We start from the raw sequence: 15,712 nt of genomic DNA, 5'->3' as shown, positions 1-15,712 counted from the left end.
CACCGCTCGTCTTCCACTTGTCGTGAAACCTGTGAACCTGATTGTCTTTGTGGTGGTCGCGGCTCTCATTGCTGGAGGAGCATTTTTTGCCGGCTGGTGGTTACGTCCAGCCGAACAAGTGGTGCTACAAAATATCCCTCAGTCCGTGCCGGTGATGGCCACCGCGCAGTATAGGAAGTTGGGTGGTCAGACACTCGCCGTCGGACAGGTTCAAGCTGGACGCTCACTATCTATCACAGTCCCCGCCGGCCTAGAACTGCTGCATGTTGTCACGCGAGTCGCGCTTGCAAAAGGAGACCAAGTCACTGGTAGCAGTTTCATTGGCACGGTCAATGATCAGCCACGTTTTATCTTGGCAACATCGATTCCGCTGTACCGTGACATCCGCATTGGGGACAGAGGAAGCGACGTTGCGGCTTTACTAAAGTCCTTCGACCTCCCCAAGGGAAATGTGGCCACGTGGCGCCTACTTCACGCGGTGCGGAAACTCTATGTCGCACAAAAGCTCGAAGGACCGAAGACGGCGTCCGGGGAACCCATGTTGAAGCGAGACCACTTCGTATCGGCGGATCCAGAGTTTGCTGGAACCGTGGAGACCGTGGCAAAGCCCGGAGAAGTGCTGCCAGATTCCGGGGCCCTAGCCGTTATTTCCTTGGGTAAGGATCGCGGCGTTTTCCGTCTTGATGTGTTGCAAGTCGAGTCTCTCAAGGTCGGTGACAAAGTGGACCTGACGATCAGCGGTCAAGCGGCGAAGGGCGTCATCTCCGCAATCAGTGAGTTCAGCGCGGGAAGCGGAGATCAAATCGCTGGCAAGAATGTCACCGTAGAACTTTCCAGCATTCCATCGGGCGTCGCGATTAGCCGCGGGCAGAGTATTGAGTGGATTACGCCGCGTGATTCCGCGGCAGTCCTGACCGTGCCACTCACATCCCTGAAACAAGACGAAGAAGGTGACTTTGTCACCGTTGCCTTGAGCGCATCTGAACAAAGAAAAGTTCACGTGGCTGTTACGAAAACCCAAGACGGCTATGCGGTCGTTGAGCCCACGGATGAGCTGAATGATGGAACCGCTCTTGTCCTTGAATAGCCCAGCGGTGGCAACGAGTAACCCCACTTCTCACGCTCTTATTGAGATGCGTGACGTCTCAAAATCATTCGGGGAAGAATCCGCAGCACCAATTCTGAGCGAACTAAACCTCTCGATTCGTCGCGGGGAGTTCGTTTCCATTGTTGGCCCGTCCGGCGCCGGAAAATCCACGATCTTGAATCTTGCCGGGCTGCTTTCTTTTCCAACGTCGGGTGACGTGTACTTTGATGGGCACCGCGTCCAGGATCTTTCGGACCGCGAGATTGATCGCTTGAGGGGACGCCGTATTGGTTTTGTCTTCCAAGAAAGCCACATGATCCCCGAACGGACCGTGGCTGAAAATCTCGCGGTCGGCCTGCTTGAACAAGGCTTTACGCGGGCCGAGGTTGAGCAGCGCATTGATGACGCCCTCGCATTGGTGGATTTGGTCTCGAAGTCCAACACCCGAGCCTCGTCCCTATCTGGCGGAGAGCGGCAACGGGCGGCGATCGCCCGCGCCGTCGCGTCACAACCCGAACTCATACTCGCTGATGAACCAACGGGAAGCCTGGATCAAGGAAATGGTCGGCGCGTGATGGAGTACTTGCGCCACGTCAGTGAGCAAGGAATCACGGTCGTCATCATCACTCATGATCCGCTCGTTGCCCAGGTTGCTGATCGAACTATCACGGTGGTTGACGGGCGGGTTGCCGATGAGCAGTGGAATCACGATGGAGCAAAAGCGGATTCCACACTTGTGAAGCCATTCTTAAGTACCGATCCCCGCCGCAATGCGCCCTTGCGTGACAAGTGGTTTAATCGATTGTCAAACTCCCTCCGGGACGCTCTGGCGAGCACTATCTTGAAGCCTTTAAGATCGGTATTTCTTATTGGCGCGATTCTGGTGGGCGTTGTCGGGCTTGTTGCCGCGACGGGCATTAGCCAAACTGCGGCACTTCAGATTGCCGATCGAATCTCAACGAGCGGACTCGACGAAGTACGCGTAGGCGCTCCCGGGGACGTCGAATGGACCAAGGCACTCGCAGGAATTCAGGCCGTAATCGACGTCGGACGCGTGGCGTCCCTCGACCGGACCACGTGGGAACCACACGCGTTCTCGCCCACTAAAGTGTCCGGCGCGCCAGAGAGTATTTCCTATGCTTTGGGCGTGGACCCTGGATATTTTCGCGTTCAAGAAATTAAGACGATGCCTCGAAACGCCGGCGCTGTCCTCTCAAGGAGTCAGCGAGCAACTATTTTGGGCGTGCGTGTGGCCGAGAAGCTGGGCATTCACAACGCTGACGGTTCACGCGGTGTTTGGATGAACGGACACCGCTACGCAGTCATTGGACTAGCCCACAATTCGGCGCGGGAACCCTCTGCCGAGGATGCCATCTTTGTGCCATTTTCCGCGTCTCTTGTTGCGAATTCCCATTACATCGTGCGCACTGAGCCCGGATACCCGGCCGCCATTTCTGACGCAATTCCTCGCACGCTTGATCCGGCCCATCCGGAACGGATTTCCGTGAGCACGGTCGCTGACCTGCGTAGTCTTTCCGTGGGCGTCTCACGTGACCTGGGCGCCACCATCACCGTTATTTCCAGTATGTTGCTCATCGTGGCCATTCTGGGTTGCGCCGCCTCGATGAGCCTCGCTGTCCATCAACGAACGGGAGAGATTGGGCTGCGAAGAGCACTCGGAGCAACGCGTCGCGACGTGGTGCGCTTGTTCTTTTGTGAGGGTCTCATCGTGGGATTCGCCGGCGGAATGCTGGGCGTTTCGCTAGGCAACTTATGTGTTGCGGCGGTCTCTTTTTTTCAGGGTTGGGCAATGACCCTGAGTCCCGCCACTATCGGGGTGGGGCTCCTCACTGGCACACTGTGCGGTGCATTGGCATCCGTGATTCCTGCGGTGCTCGCGGCCCGCCTTGATCCGAGTGAAGCCGTGCGGAAACCCTAATTAGCCAAGCTTGCTGGGATTGACCCCAGAATCTTCCGCGGCCGCGGAAACTTCCGTGCCGCGGGCGCGCGCGATGGTCCGCATGACGTGGAAGATCAGCAGTGTCGCCGCAGTTCCCAAAGCGATGCCTCCGTATTGCGCGCCAGCGATCGTGAGCACAGGATTGGCAATCGCGATGATCAGGCCAGATCCGGCCGTCATGAGGTTGATGGGGTTAGAGAAGTCCACTTGATTCTGCACCCATAGCCGGGCACCCATGATGCCGATCATGCCGTACAGCACAATGCCAGCACCGCCGGAAACGCCTGCGGGAATCGTCGAGATGAGCGCGCCAAACTTTGGCAAAAACGCCAGCAGAATCGCCACCGAGCCAGCAACCCAGTAAGCCGCGGTCGAGTAAACCCGGGAGGAAGCCATGACGCCAATGTTCTCGGCGTATGTCGTGGTGCCGGATCCGCCGAAGCTGCCTGCGAGAGCCGTGGCGACGCCGTCGGACATCAACGCCCGTCCGTAGCTACGGTCCAAATCCCGACCCGTCATGAGGGCCACCGTCTTCACGTGGCCGATATTTTCGGCAACCAACACCAGCACCACGGGAAGGAACAGTGGCAGCAGGTTCGCGTGGAATTCGGGCAAGTGGAACGGCGGAAGACCTATCCAGCCGGCCTCGGAGACCGCTGTGAAGTCCACTTGACCCTGCAACAGCGCTACGAGGTAGCCCACCACAATGCCCACCAGGATGGACAAACGGCCCAGCATCCCCTTGAAAAGCACGGCAGAAATGACCACGGCGGCCAGCGTCACGAATGTGGTCAGCGGGACGTCCTGCATGGCGGTAGTGGTGGCGGAGGCCAGGTTCAGGCCGATTGCCGCAACAATCGTGCCCATGACCACGGGCGGCATGAGTGTGTGAATCCAGCCCACGCCGGACTTCTGCACAATCAAGCCCACCAGGAACAGGGCCACGCCGGACATGATCAATCCGCCCAGCGCACCGCCGATCCCATGCTGATTCATGGCGGCGCCAATCGGGGCAATGAAAGCAAAGGACGAACCGAGGTAGCTCGGCACCTTGCCCTGCGTGATGAGCAAGAACAGCAGCGTGCCCACGCCCGTGAAGAGAATGGTGGTGGAAACGGGGAAGCCGGTCAGCGTGGGCACCAGCACCGTGGCGCCGAACATCGCCATGATGTGCTGCACGCCGATGCTCGCCGTCAGCGGCCAGCTCAAGCGCTCGTCCGGCGCTACTACGGCGCCGGGGCGGATGGTCTTGCCATCCCCGTGCAGTGTCCAACCAAAACCGAGTGCGTTGCGTTTCATCACGCGCTTAAGAGTAGTGGGTACCGGTACTAGTTGCCGTTCAGTTTCGCTCGGTAGAGTTCATTTCATGACGTACGACGACGCCACTTCAGAGAGCACTTTCGCTTCCGGACTCGAAACCCCGGAGCGCGACGGCGCCCTCCCTACGGAGCTCACGCCGATTCACGAAGAGACCGAGGCCGCTGCCGAGGAAGTGCGATTGGATGTGGTTCCTGAAGCCACCAAGCACTTAGACGTTGTGGAAACCGTGGCTCACTTGCGAACCGGAGCTCGGGAACGCGTGGCTGTACCGCGCAAGTTCCGTGCCGCGCAGCTCAAGGCGTTCGAGCGCATGATGAGCCGTCATGAAGCTGATTTTTTGGCTGCGTTGGCGCAGGATCTCGGCAAATCCGCCGTTGAAGCGCAGCTGACCGAGCTGGCGATGGTGCGTAACGAGATCAAGCACGCGCAGCTGTATTTGACGGAGTGGATGGCCGCGAAGCATGAGCGCATGCCCATCGCTTTCCAGCCCGCAGTGGGCAAAGTGGAGCCGCAGCCTTTGGGCCTCGTCCTGGTCATGGGTCCGTGGAACTACCCCATCAATAACTTGCTGATCCCCGTTGTCTCGGCGATTGCCGCCGGGAACTGCGTAGTGATCAAGCCTTCGGAAAACGCGCCCGCCGTCAGTGCCCTCATTGAGCGCTTGGTGCCGCAGTTCTTAGATCACCGTGCCGTGGCCGTGGTGGCTGGCGGGGCGGATGTCGCACAGGAATTGTTGGAGCAGAAGTGGGACCACATCTTCTTCACTGGCAGCCAGCGCATTGGCCGTTTGGTGTACAAGGCGGCGGCGGAGCAGATGACGCCGGTGACGCTCGAGCTCGGGGGCAAGTGCCCTGCTGTAGTGGTCGATGGCAACTGGCCCGCCGTGGCGCGCCGATTGGCCTTTGGAAAGTTCACTAACGCGGGGCAAACCTGCGTGGCTCCGGACTACGTGCTTGCTGTAGGCAAGGCGGCGGACGAGCTTGAGAAGCACTTGCCAAAAGCCATCGCCGAGTTCTACGGCAAGAATCCTGCCGCGTCCAAGGACTACGGGCGGATTGTCAACGACGCCAGCATGGACCGTCTCGCGGGATACCTGAAGGACGGAGAGGTGGTGACTGGCGGCGAGTTCGATCGCGAGAAGCGCTTCTTCGCACCGACCGTGCTCAAGAACGTTGATCCATCCTCGCCGGTCATGCAGGAGGAGATCTTCGGTCCCATCCTGCCGATCATTCGTGTGGCGAATGTGGATGAGGCCATCGACTTCATCGCGTCTCGCCCGGATCCGCTCGCTGCCTACTTGTTCTCTGAGCGTCCACGCTTGCACACGATCTTCGAGGACTACGTGCGCGCCGGCGGAATCGGCATTGGCGTGGCCGTCCTGCACGTGGGGTTGACGAACTTGCCGTTCGGTGGAGTGGGGGCCTCCGGCATGGGTAATTACCATGGGAAGTTTGGCTTCGACACGTTCTCGCAAATGCGCCCCGCCATGGCGAAGACCACCGTGGTGGACACGTTGCGTGCGGCCTACCCGCCTTATGGTTGGGCAAAATCTAACCTCATGCACCGCATTTTGTAGAACAATCACAGCGTTACAGGGTGCGTTATTAGTCTAGAAGATTTCTGAATCGTGCCTAGTCAGAGGTAAGAGGATCGCCCGGTATCGCATAAATGTTGGAAATTCGTGATCGACTTGATATTGTTTAATGTACGAGCGTTCCCCGGTGACGGGTGGATCCCAGCAGATCCAAAGAATTCTCGGAAGAGCTTGAGAAACCTGTTCGTTCCTGGGTGTCTCGGACTCGACTGATGGTGGCCCGCGTGTTTACCCCCCAACACACGCGGGCCACTTTCAGTAAAGTCCGCGAACCGAACGATTGATCGGTTACTTCGACCAAGCCTCAGACCCCGCGAAGAATTATCGGCGGTGGTCCACTCATTTCCCGGGATAGCGAACTCACCATCCGCGCCAGCGCATCTCTGAGCCACTTCATGGCCAGATCATCTTCATCCCGTGGATGCCAATACACGCACTCTGTCATGGGGAGATTCATGCCCCTCGGCAGCTCGAATACCGAGAGTTGAAGCGTGCGCGATGCCTTGGCGGCCAGCATCCTCGGAACCAGTGCCACCATGTCCGTTCCGGAAATCAATGTTGGAAGTGCGGCAAGACCGAAGAGTCGAGCGCCCACCGAATAATCCACTCCTGCTCAGCGGAGCATTTCCTGCACGTCGTCATTGACGGGGTCGTTCAAGTACGCCACGGCGTGCGGAACGGAGGAGAGGTCGGCGAGCGAAGGCTCCGGTCCGCTCAACGCCTTGTTGCCCGGGTCTGCGATCAGGACGAACTCATCCGTAAAGAGTTTCCGGCTGCGCCCTGGCAGGTTGAATCCCTCGGGTCCCACGATCAAGTCCACCTGGTTATAGGGGCTCAGTGTCCCGTCTCTGACCGGTTGCGGGGCAAAGTCGATCGAGGCTCGGGGTGCATCCATCGCGAGCGTGCGCAGCAGTGGGCCCGCGAGTGATCCTCGGCGACGTGCTGGGATCCGGAACCGTCGGCAACGGCGGCTGTCTCGGCGAACTCTGGGGCCGCAATCAGGGCCTCACGCCGCCGCCACTCGTGGAGGGCGACGTCGTCACGCTCACCATCGAAGGCATCGGCGAAATCAGCAACCGTGTAGGTGCGGCCGAGCCAGCGCCGGAACTGCCGCGCGCGCGTCGTCGTCCTCGGTTGCGTCACCGCGCTGAGGTAACCGCCGAAACAACCGCTTAAGTCAGCAATTAAACGGAGAACGACGGCGCAGCTCAAGCGAGCGCCGTCGTCCTTTGTCCGTAGGGGTCAGTTCGCGGAACTAGCCTGCGGAACCGAGCACCGTATCCACGATGGCCTTCGCGTCCTTCTGGACCTCGGCCAAGTGCTCGGCGCCCTTGAAGGACTCGGCGTAGATCTTGTAGACGTCCTCGGTGCCGGATGGCCGCGCGGCAAACCACGCGTTCTCGGTGGTGACCTTCAGGCCGCCAATGGATGCGCTGTTTCCGGGCGCCTCAGTCAGTTTGGCCGTGATGGTCTCGCCCGCGAGCTGGTCGGCGGTGACGTCTGACGGGCTCAACTTACCCAAGCGCGCCTTCTGATCCACCGTGGCGGCGGCGTCGATGCGAGCGTAAGCAGGCTCGCCATATTTCTCCGTCAGGCCGCGGTAAAGCTGGCTGGGGGACTGGCCCGTGACGGCCTGAATCTCGGACGCCAAGAGCGCTAGCAAGATGCCATCCTTATCCGTGGACCATGGGCGGCCGTCAAAGCGCACAAAGCTCGCGCCGGCGGATTCCTCGCCGCCAAAAACGCCGGTCCCATCAAGGAATCCGGGAACAAACCACTTGAAGCCCACGGGAACTTCCACGAGCTTGCGGCCCAAACCGGCGGCCACGCGGTCAATCATGGAGGAGGACACCAAGGTCTTTCCCACGCCCGCATCCTGCGGCCAGGACGTCCGGTTGCGGTACAAGTAATCGATCGCCACGGACAAGTAGTGGTTGGGGTTCATGAGCCCACCATCCGGAGTGACGATGCCGTGCCGGTCCGAGTCGGCGTCGTTACCGGTGGCGATATCGAACTTGTCCTTCTGCCCAATCAGGCTCGCCATGGCGTACGGGCTGGAGCAGTCCATGCGGATCTTCTCGTCCCAGTCCAGCGTCATGAAGGACCAGCGCGGATCCACGAGCGGATTGACCACTGTCAGGTTGAGGTGGTGATGCTCGGCAATCGCGCCCCAATAGTCCACGGATGCGCCGCCCATCGGATCCGCTCCAATGCGGATTCCGGCGTCCTTGATCGCGGCAATGTTGAGTACCTCCGGCAGCGCATTGACATACGGGGCCCGGAAATCATGGTGTACGACGCCGTCGCTCAGCTTTGCCTGAGCCAGCGGCACTCGCTTTACTTCAGCGAGCTTGCCCTCGATCAGTTCGTTGGCGCGGCGGGCAATCCAGGACGTGGCGTCCGAGTCCGCAGGGCCGCCGTGAGGAGGGTTGTACTTGAAGCCGCCGTCAGCCGGTGGGTTGTGGCTTGGAGTGATGATGATGCCGTCAGCCTGGGACTTGTGGCTGGGGTCTGCGTTGTAGCTCAGGATCGCGAAGGAGACCGCGGGAGTGGGGGCGTAGTCGCCGTTGCTCTCCCAGAACACCGTGACGTCATTGGCGGCGAGCACTTCGAGTGCGGTGTCTTGAGCGGGGTCAGACAGCGCGTGCGTGTCCTTGCCCAAGAACAGTGGGCCGGTGATGCCCTGACCGTTGCGGTATTCAACGATCGCCTGCGTGATGGCCAGAATGTGGTCTTCGTTGAAGCTCGTCTTGAGGGAAGAACCGCGATGCCCCGAGGTTCCGAAGGCCACTCGTTGAGTGGGCTCTTTCGGGTCAGGGTGGACGTCGTAGTAAGCAGCAACTACTTGGTCAACATCGATGAGATCTGTTTCCAGGGCACGCGTGCCCGCACGATTCTGGCTCATGGGTTCAGCTTGTCAGAAAATCGGTGTGAAGTCAGGTAAATGTTGCTTGACGTACATTGGTGACAACGTGAGAAGGACGCTGAAGAGTCAGCGCACAAGAAAGGCTGTGGCATGACGAGTATTCGACTTCCAGCAACCTCAACCGTGCAGCAAGATGACGAGAACGCGCGCGTCACGATGTGGCACTTTGAGCCGGGCACGGAGACTCATGGGCACGTTCACGAGCTGGACTATATTGTGGTCCCGGTGACGAGCGGCGAGCTCACGATTGAGACCCCGGATGCGATGCGGCATAAGTTTCAGATTGAGGCCGGTCAGTCCTACTCGCGGCCCGCGGGCGTGGAGCACAACGTCGCCAATGACACGGATGAAGACATCATCTTCGTGGAGATTGAGCTCAAGAAATAGAAAACGTGGGCGGTGCGTGCCCAGCAACGAATGCTGAACCATGCACCGCCCACGCAATTTTGTGGCGCTAGCAAAAGCTCCCGGAAGGGTTACTTCACGCCGCCCATGAGGCGCTTGATAGCAGGCGTGGCCACCAACAGGGCGACGCCCAAGATGATGCAGCCAGCGCCCAGAGCCACGAAGTACGCGATCTCCTGGCCAGGCTGGTAGTACGCCGCCAGCACGCCAGAAAGCGTGGTTCCCAAAGAGACGGACAAGTAGAACAAGGCCATCATCTGGGTGCGGAAAGCTTCCGGTGCCAGCTTCGTGGAGATGGACAAGCCGATAGGGCTCAACAACAACTCAGCGAAGGTGCACAGCAGCAAGATGCCAGCGAGCACCAAGAGCGGCGTCTTCTCCAAAGATTCCATTGGAATGAAGATCAAGTACGCGACGCCAATGATGAACAAGGACAGCGCGAACTTCAGCGGAGTGGATGGCTGGCGCTGACCCATCTTGGTCCACATTGCAGCAAAGATACCGGCGAAGATGATGATGAAGATCGGGTTGATGGACTGAACCCATGAAGCCGGCATTTCCCAGCCGAACAGGTTACGGTCCAGACGCTCGTCCGAGTACACGGCGATGAACGTGAACTGCTGCTGGAACAGAGCCCAAAACGCCACGGACGCAATGAAGAGCGGGATGAAGGCGAAGACGCGCTTGCGCTCCACTGTATTGACCTGCGGGCTGCGCAGGATCACCGTGAAGTAGATGATTGCCGCGATGGCCACCACGTAGGAGATCACGGTGGCTAGGTTGTCCAGCGTGACCAAGCGGATGGCGAAGAGCGCAACGATCACCACGAGTGCGGCGATGCCGATCAGCGTGACCTTCTTGCGGTCCTGGGCAGGAAGCGGGTTGCTGACTTCGCGAGCGAGCTCAGGCAAGTTCTTGCGGCCAAAGGCGTACACGGCAATGCCGAGCGCCATACCAACAGCTGCGGCACCGAAGCCCCAGTGGAAGCCCAAGCTGGTCTGCAAAGCGCCGGTCAAGAGCGGTCCCACGAGGGCGCCCAAGTTGACGCCCATGTAGAAGATCGAGAAGCCTGCGTCGCGGCGCGGATCCTCACGCGAGTACAAGGTACCCACAATGACGGACGCGTTGGCCTTGAGGCCACCGGAACCAACCGCCACAAGAATCAGACCGATGGCCAGTCCAACTCCGCCGGGCAAAAGTGCAAGCGCAAGGTGGCCACACATGATCATGATGGCTGAGTAGAACAGCACGCGCTCGCCGCCGAATACGCGGTCGGCCAGCCAAGCACCCAGGATGGTGCTCAAGTACACGCCACCGCCGTAGGCGCCCACGAGGCTCACGGCGAGTGCCTTGTCCATGCCCAGTCCGCCTTCGGCGACGGAGTAGTACATGTAGTACGCGAGGATCGCTTGCATTCCGTAGAAGGAGAAGCGTTCCCACATTTCTACGCTAAAGAGCGTTGCGAGGGGCCGTGGATGTCCCAGAAAACCCTTCTGGGACGCGGAATCTAGAGTTCCGTTCGGCTCTGAAACCCGCACGTTGGGGTCGTTTGAGATAGAGGACATTCTCTCAATTTTGCTCTTGTTACTGCCCAGTCACCTACTTTAGTGGTCTATGTCACTGGGGGCTGTGAGCTGTTCAGTTGCCGAACAAGAGCGGTCCGCGCGCGGCTTCGATGGCTGCGGCGAGCGTGAGAAGTTGCCGTTCTGAGTGCATCCGGCCAATCAGTTGCACCGCCATGGGCAAGCCGTTTTTCGTCACCGTCACGGGCACCACAATCGCGGGCAAACCGGACACGTTCACCATGGACGTGAACGGCGTGAAGAGGCACTGCAGGACGTAGTCGCGTTCGGGATCCTCGCGGGTGAAGAAGCCAATTTCTGGCGGCTCCCACGCGAGTGCTGGCGTCATCACCACATCAAAACGGCCCCACGTCTCGCGGAATCCGCGCGACATCTGGCTGAGCCGAGTGGCGGCCGCCTGCTTCTCTACCTCGGACTGCGCACGCGAAGACTCGCGGAAATCGCGCGCGAGCGCTGTCAACATCGGCTCGGCCTCGGGCGGCAACGGCGCTTCGGACAACCCGCCCGTCCACACCGTGCGGAACGTTTGGTGGTAATCCTCGGGATACTCAAATTTTTCCGGTACGACGACGCAGCCCACCTGCTCAATCAGCCTGCGGCCCGTTTCGAGCGCCGTGAGCGCCTCTGGCGACAGTTGGCTGCCGAGAGCGGCGTCGAAGGGGGAGTCGGTGGAAATGGCCACGTGAAGTGGCTCGTCCCGTCCCAAGAGCTTGGCGTCTTCGGGACGTTCTTTCGCGTGCTTGGGGGCGTAGGTCGCGTGGATGGGATCCAGGGTCTTGGTGACTTCAAAGTGCGAGTTCGCGCCGCGAGTACCAGTCATTGCGTCGAAGAGCAGGGCGGCGTCCAGAGCAGAACGTCCCAACGGTCCGCTGACCGCGAGGCGAGGGGCTCCACGCTTATCTGTCAGTGGAGTCTGGCCCGCGCTGAATCCGTTGAGCAGGTCCTCGGGAATGATGCCGAGGCTCGGTTTGAGACCCACGAGTCCACACGCCGCGGCTGGGATGCGAACTGACCCTCCGCCGTCGTTCCCGGGAGCCACCGCCAGCATGCCGCTCGCGACCGCCGCGGCCGCGCCTCCGCTTGAACCGCCGGGCGTGCGTGTGGGATCGAACGGATTGCGAGCCGGAGGGTTCGCGTCATTTTCGGAATACGCGTTGAGGCCAAACTCCGGGATAGCCGTTTTGCCGATCGTGAAGGAGCCCGCTTGTGTCACTTTCTTCACGAGTGGGTGGGACACGGGGGCTGGAGCATCGGGAGTAATTGCCGAACCCATGCGGGTAGGGAATCCCTCAACGTCCACCAAATCTTTCCACGCAAGCGGCAGGCCGCCCAGAAGGGTAGGCAGAGAAACTTCGCGAGCGTCGTCGTACGCCTTGGCAGAAGTGAGCGCCTTGTCCGCATCCAGCGCTACAAAGGTTCCCAGCTCGTCATTGAGCTCAAGAATGCGTTCAAGGTTTTGCGCCAGCAGCTCTTGGCTGGAAATGTCTCGACGTTGGAGCGAATCGCGCAACTCCCACGCGGCGGGAAGGGTACTGAGGCGGGTTGGGCGGTTCGTCATGATGGTTCCAACTATAGGCTGGAGTGGTTAGATGAGTCTGAGAATTTTTGCAAAAGTGAGGTGTCACCATGAGTAATTTCGAGACAGTTTCCGTGGCTGAGGTCCCAGCAGACGCCCTCGTGTTGGACGTCCGCGAGGATTACGAATTCGAAGAAGGCCACGTGCCCAACGCCGTGCACATCCCGCTCGGTGATTTGCCGTTGCGCGTGGACGAATTGGACCCAGACGTGGACACGTACGTCATTTGCCGCACCGGCGGACGCTCCGCTCAGGCTGCCGCATGGCTGGTTGGCCAGGGCTACACCGCCTTCAACATCGCTGGCGGATCCGGCGCATGGCTCGATGCCGGCAAGCCTCTTGAATCTGAAAATGGGCAGGAGCCTACCGTCCGGTGAGTGATGTAACTGAGCTCGATGCGCGGCCAACGTACGCGTTCCTCGGCCCTGCCGGGACGTTCACGGAAGCCGCGCTCCTGCAGGTGCCCGGTGCTGCTAACGCTGATTTCCTGCCCTGCAGCAGCGTGAATGCGGCACTGACGAAGGTGCGTGAAGGCAAAGCCACGGCCGCCATGGTGCCCATCGAGAATTCCGTTGAGGGTGGCGTTTCCGCGACCCTCGACGCGATCGCGAACGGCACCAAGCTGCAGATTGTGCGTGAAGCGCTCGTGCCCATCACGTTTGTGCTGACCGTGCGTCCGGGCATCACCGAGCTCTCCCAAATCCGCAGCATCTCGACCCACTCCCACGCGTGGGCGCAATGCCGTTACTGGGCGGAAATGAACACGCCCAACGCCGAGTTCATTCCGGCATCTTCAACCGCGGCTGCCGCGATGGGGCTACTGGACGCCGACGTTACCTACGACGCCGCCATCAGCTCCCCTTTGGTAGCACAACAGAATTCCCTCAATGTCTTGCAGACTGGCGTTGAAGACAACACCGGTGCGGTCACGCGCTTCGTGTTGGTTTCCTTGCCGGGAACCGTTCCGCCGGTGACCGGCTCTGACAAGACCACCTTGGTGATCCCGCTTCCAGAGGACCACCCGGGTGCCTTGATGGACATCTTGGATCAGTTCGCTTCCCGGGGCGTGAACCTGACGCGCATCGAATCGCGCCCCACAGGCGAAGGACTAGGCAACTACTTCTTCTCCGTGGACGCCGAGGGACACATTCATGAGTCCCGCATGTCTGATGCGCTCATGGGGCTGCACCGCATTACGCCGGACATCCGGTTCTTGGGGTCCTACCCGGCCGCCGAGCAGTTGTCGCCAAACTACGGGCGGCACAACTCGGAAGAGGCGTACCGCGAAGCACGCGCCTGGGTTGATGGGCTACGCGGGATTACTGGCGGTCTGTAATTTTTTACTGTGTGAATGAGTGAAGGGACGAACCCCCTGATGGGGTCCGTCCCTTCACTATTTGTCACTGTTTATTGCCTTATCACCGCGGACTTTTACCGCTGACTGTTTGTTGCCGGTGGCTTGCTCTAGCGGTGGAGCGCCCGGCGGGCTAGCCAGTTGCCGATGAGCTGAGCCAGCTGCACCAGCACCACAATCACTACGACGGCCAGAATGGTCACTGCGTAGTTGAACTGTTGGTAGCCGTAGGTAATCGCCATGTCGCCCAGACCGCCGCCACCGATGTATCCGGCAACCGCGGACATGTCTACGACGCCAATGAAGACGAACGTGTAGCCCAAGATGAGCGGGCCAATCGATTCTCGCAACACCACATCAAACAGCACGCGGGCGCGGGACGAACCCATGGCACGCGCAGCTTCCACCACGCCTGGATCCACACCCACGAGGTTCTGCTCCACGATGCGGCCAATGACCACTGAGGCCATGAGCGTCATGGGGACGATCGCCGCGGACGTACCGATGCTGGTGCCGATCAGCGCGAGGCTGAACGGACCCACGAGCGAGATGAAGATGATGAACGGGATGGGTCGCACCACGTTGATGACGAAGTTTAGGACGTTGAACACCACGGTGTTCTGCAAGATGTTTCCCGGGCGGGTGGCGTAGAGCAGGATGCCAATGATCAGCCCGAAGATACCGCCGAGCAGCATGGTGATTACCACCATGGTGAGGGTTTGCTGGAGGGACTGCGAAAGCAGTGGCCCCATGGTTTCCCAATCGATCATGATGCGTCTCCCTTCAAGAGGCTGCGCTGGTCTTCCCAAACCTGCGTTGCCGTAATGCGCTTGAGGTTCTCAATGAGCTGCTGGACGTCAGCTTCCGGACCGTCAAAGACGTAGGTCAGTGATCCGTAGGGCCGCTGAGTGATTTCCGTGATGGAGCCGAAGACCACCGTCTTGTGCACCGTGGTGGCCTGGCTCAGCAGATCGGCGACGCCGGAGCTGGCCGGTTCCTCGGTGTTCTCCGGAGACTGAAGGGCATGCTCACGCTCTTGAACAGGAGGCTCGACGATGCTCACAGTGACGAACGTTCCCGGGTGCAAGGACTGCAAACGGGCGACGGTCTCGGGGCTGGGGCGGTCCTGGATGGTGGAGCTGATGAAGCGCTGGGTGGCTTCTTCCTTCGCGAATGCGAAGACGTCATAGACCGGACCGTGCTCCAGCACCTTGCCGTGTTCCATGACAGCGACGTTGGAGCAAATGCTCCGCACCACGTGCATCTCGTGCGTAATGACCACAATGGTGGTGCCGAACTCCGAGTTCACGCGCTTCAGCAGGTCTAGAACTTCAGCGGTGGTTTCCGGGTCCAGCGCCGACGTTGCTTCATCCGCCAAGAGAATCTTGGGGTTCGTAGCGAGTGCGCGAGCAATGCCTACACGCTGCTTCTGGCCGCCAGAAAGTTGCTGCGGGTACTGATTGCGCTTTGATTCGATGCCCACGAACTGCAAAAGCTCAGTAACGCGCTTGGCGCGTTCTTCGGCTTTTACGCCGGCCACGATGAGCGGGTATTCGACGTTCTTCGCTACCGTGCGGGAGTTCAACAGGTTGAACTGCTGGAAGATCATGCCGATGCTGGAACGAAGGTTGCGCAGCTCGCGCTCCTTCATCTTGGTGAGGTCCGCGCCGTCAACGCGCAGATCACCGGTGTCTGGCAACTCGAGCGCGTTGATGAGGCGAACTAGGGTGGACTTACCCGCACCCGAGTAGCCAATGATTCCGGTGATGGAGCCCGCTTCGATATCAATCGTCACGTCCCGGACTGCCTTCACGGGATCTGAATTCTTGGTTCCAGGAAACGTCTTGCTGACGTTTCTAAACTCTACGATTGCTGTCACAACAAAATCCTTTGATAACCACAAGTAG

General features: G+C 59.9%; 15 protein-coding genes. 7 read left to right on the top strand and 8 right to left on the bottom strand.

Features of this window, described 5'->3' with window-relative positions; genetic code table 11:
• Nucleotides 1–22: 22 nt before the first annotated feature.
• A complete protein-coding gene (locus BKA12_RS09395; RefSeq protein WP_183643006.1) occupies nucleotides 23–1,087 on the top strand; it encodes an efflux RND transporter periplasmic adaptor subunit in 1,065 nt (354 codons plus the stop codon).
• A gap of 46 nt (nucleotides 1,088–1,133) precedes the next feature.
• On the top strand, nucleotides 1,134–3,026 hold the full coding sequence (locus BKA12_RS09390; protein WP_183643003.1) for an ABC transporter ATP-binding protein/permease: 1,893 nt from the start codon (nucleotides 1,134–1,136) through the stop codon (nucleotides 3,024–3,026).
• On the opposite strand, the gene BKA12_RS09385 is transcribed toward BKA12_RS09390, so the two are convergent.
• The gene (locus tag BKA12_RS09385; RefSeq protein ID WP_183643000.1) at nucleotides 3,027–4,346 is read right to left on the bottom strand and encodes a uracil-xanthine permease family protein; all 1,320 of its coding nucleotides are present in this window, start codon (nucleotides 4,344–4,346) and stop codon (nucleotides 3,027–3,029) included.
• Between the two features lie 67 nt (nucleotides 4,347–4,413).
• On the opposite strand from BKA12_RS09385, the gene BKA12_RS09380 reads away from it, so the two are divergent.
• Nucleotides 4,414–5,943, top strand: coding sequence for an aldehyde dehydrogenase family protein (locus tag BKA12_RS09380; RefSeq protein ID WP_183642997.1), 1,530 nt, complete (start codon nucleotides 4,414–4,416; stop codon nucleotides 5,941–5,943).
• Nucleotides 5,944–6,265: 322 nt separating this feature from the next.
• On the opposite strand, the gene BKA12_RS12750 is transcribed toward BKA12_RS09380, so the two are convergent.
• Both BKA12_RS12750 and BKA12_RS09375 read right to left on the bottom strand, forming a co-directional pair.
• Nucleotides 6,266–6,568, bottom strand: a complete 303-nt coding sequence (locus BKA12_RS12750) for a type 2 periplasmic-binding domain-containing protein (protein WP_476703743.1) — start codon at nucleotides 6,566–6,568, stop codon at nucleotides 6,266–6,268.
• 6 nt (nucleotides 6,569–6,574) lie between these two features.
• On the bottom strand, nucleotides 6,575–6,856 hold the full coding sequence (locus tag BKA12_RS09375) for a type 2 periplasmic-binding domain-containing protein (protein WP_183642994.1): 282 nt from the start codon (nucleotides 6,854–6,856) through the stop codon (nucleotides 6,575–6,577).
• Between BKA12_RS09375 and BKA12_RS09370 the strand changes: the two genes are divergently transcribed.
• Nucleotides 6,847–7,137, top strand: a complete 291-nt coding sequence (locus tag BKA12_RS09370; RefSeq protein WP_183642991.1) for a fumarylacetoacetate hydrolase family protein — start codon at nucleotides 6,847–6,849, stop codon at nucleotides 7,135–7,137. The genes BKA12_RS09375 and BKA12_RS09370 overlap by 10 nt on opposite strands.
• Before the next feature lie 79 nt (nucleotides 7,138–7,216).
• Here BKA12_RS09370 and pgm read toward each other — a convergent pair whose 3' ends face one another.
• Nucleotides 7,217–8,866 carry a phosphoglucomutase (alpha-D-glucose-1,6-bisphosphate-dependent) gene (gene pgm / locus BKA12_RS09365; RefSeq protein ID WP_183642988.1) on the bottom strand — a complete coding sequence of 550 codons (1,650 nt, stop codon included), beginning with the start codon at nucleotides 8,864–8,866 and terminating at the stop codon, nucleotides 7,217–7,219.
• A 111-nt stretch (nucleotides 8,867–8,977) separates the two neighbouring features.
• Here pgm and BKA12_RS09360 point away from each other — a divergent pair, with 111 nt between their 5' ends.
• A complete protein-coding gene (locus BKA12_RS09360) occupies nucleotides 8,978–9,274 on the top strand; it encodes a cupin domain-containing protein (RefSeq protein ID WP_183642985.1) in 297 nt (98 codons plus the stop codon).
• A gap of 89 nt (nucleotides 9,275–9,363) precedes the next feature.
• On the opposite strand, the gene BKA12_RS09355 is transcribed toward BKA12_RS09360, so the two are convergent.
• Together BKA12_RS09355 and BKA12_RS09350 are read right to left on the bottom strand one after the other, a co-directional pair.
• Nucleotides 9,364–10,857 (bottom strand): peptide MFS transporter, encoded by a 1,494-nt coding sequence (locus BKA12_RS09355; RefSeq protein ID WP_183642982.1) that lies wholly within the window; start codon nucleotides 10,855–10,857, stop codon nucleotides 9,364–9,366.
• A 73-nt stretch (nucleotides 10,858–10,930) separates the two neighbouring features.
• A complete protein-coding gene (locus tag BKA12_RS09350; RefSeq protein ID WP_183642979.1) occupies nucleotides 10,931–12,433 on the bottom strand; it encodes an amidase in 1,503 nt (500 codons plus the stop codon).
• Between the two features lie 68 nt (nucleotides 12,434–12,501).
• Here BKA12_RS09350 and BKA12_RS09345 point away from each other — a divergent pair, with 68 nt between their 5' ends.
• Together BKA12_RS09345 and pheA are read left to right on the top strand one after the other, a co-directional pair.
• A complete protein-coding gene (locus BKA12_RS09345) occupies nucleotides 12,502–12,828 on the top strand; it encodes a rhodanese-like domain-containing protein (RefSeq protein ID WP_183642976.1) in 327 nt (108 codons plus the stop codon).
• The gene (pheA, locus tag BKA12_RS09340; RefSeq protein ID WP_183642973.1) at nucleotides 12,825–13,787 is read left to right on the top strand and encodes a prephenate dehydratase; all 963 of its coding nucleotides are present in this window, start codon (nucleotides 12,825–12,827) and stop codon (nucleotides 13,785–13,787) included. The genes BKA12_RS09345 and pheA overlap by 4 nt, the downstream gene beginning before the upstream one ends.
• 128 nt (nucleotides 13,788–13,915) lie before the next feature.
• Here pheA and BKA12_RS09335 read toward each other — a convergent pair whose 3' ends face one another.
• Both BKA12_RS09335 and BKA12_RS09330 read right to left on the bottom strand, forming a co-directional pair.
• On the bottom strand, nucleotides 13,916–14,575 hold the full coding sequence (locus tag BKA12_RS09335) for a methionine ABC transporter permease (protein ID WP_183642970.1): 660 nt from the start codon (nucleotides 14,573–14,575) through the stop codon (nucleotides 13,916–13,918).
• Complete coding sequence (locus BKA12_RS09330) at nucleotides 14,572–15,684, bottom strand: methionine ABC transporter ATP-binding protein (RefSeq protein ID WP_338087489.1); 1,113 nt, start codon at nucleotides 15,682–15,684, stop codon at nucleotides 14,572–14,574. Before BKA12_RS09330 ends, BKA12_RS09335 begins: the two co-directional genes overlap by 4 nt.
• Nucleotides 15,685–15,712: the final 28 nt, after the last annotated feature.

Origin of the sequence: Neomicrococcus lactis (assembly GCF_014200305.1) — a bacterium.
In the GTDB taxonomy this organism is placed as follows: Bacteria; Actinomycetota; Actinomycetes; order Actinomycetales; family Micrococcaceae; genus Neomicrococcus; species Neomicrococcus lactis.
This window is presented reverse-complemented; position numbering and strand designations above follow the sequence as displayed.

What these genes read in the sequence shown, in the direction of transcription:
- BKA12_RS09390 (WP_183643003.1), top strand. Translation starts at nt 1,134, where the DNA reads ATGCGTGACGTCTCAAAATCATTCGGGGAAGAATCCGCAGCACCAATT.
- BKA12_RS09385 (WP_183643000.1), bottom strand. Translation starts at nt 4,346, where the DNA reads ATGAAACGCAACGCACTCGGTTTTGGTTGGACACTGCACGGGGATGGC.
- BKA12_RS09380 (WP_183642997.1), top strand. Translation starts at nt 4,414, where the DNA reads ATGACGTACGACGACGCCACTTCAGAGAGCACTTTCGCTTCCGGACTC.
- BKA12_RS09375 (WP_183642994.1), bottom strand. Translation starts at nt 6,856, where the DNA reads ATGGATGCACCCCGAGCCTCGATCGACTTTGCCCCGCAACCGGTCAGA.
- pgm (WP_183642988.1), bottom strand. Translation starts at nt 8,866, where the DNA reads ATGAGCCAGAATCGTGCGGGCACGCGTGCCCTGGAAACAGATCTCATC.
- BKA12_RS09360 (WP_183642985.1), top strand. Translation starts at nt 8,978, where the DNA reads ATGACGAGTATTCGACTTCCAGCAACCTCAACCGTGCAGCAAGATGAC.
- BKA12_RS09355 (WP_183642982.1), bottom strand. Translation starts at nt 10,857, where the DNA reads ATGTCCTCTATCTCAAACGACCCCAACGTGCGGGTTTCAGAGCCGAAC.
- BKA12_RS09350 (WP_183642979.1), bottom strand. Translation starts at nt 12,433, where the DNA reads ATGACGAACCGCCCAACCCGCCTCAGTACCCTTCCCGCCGCGTGGGAG.
- BKA12_RS09345 (WP_183642976.1), top strand. Translation starts at nt 12,502, where the DNA reads ATGAGTAATTTCGAGACAGTTTCCGTGGCTGAGGTCCCAGCAGACGCC.
- BKA12_RS09335 (WP_183642970.1), bottom strand. Translation starts at nt 14,575, where the DNA reads ATGATCGATTGGGAAACCATGGGGCCACTGCTTTCGCAGTCCCTCCAG.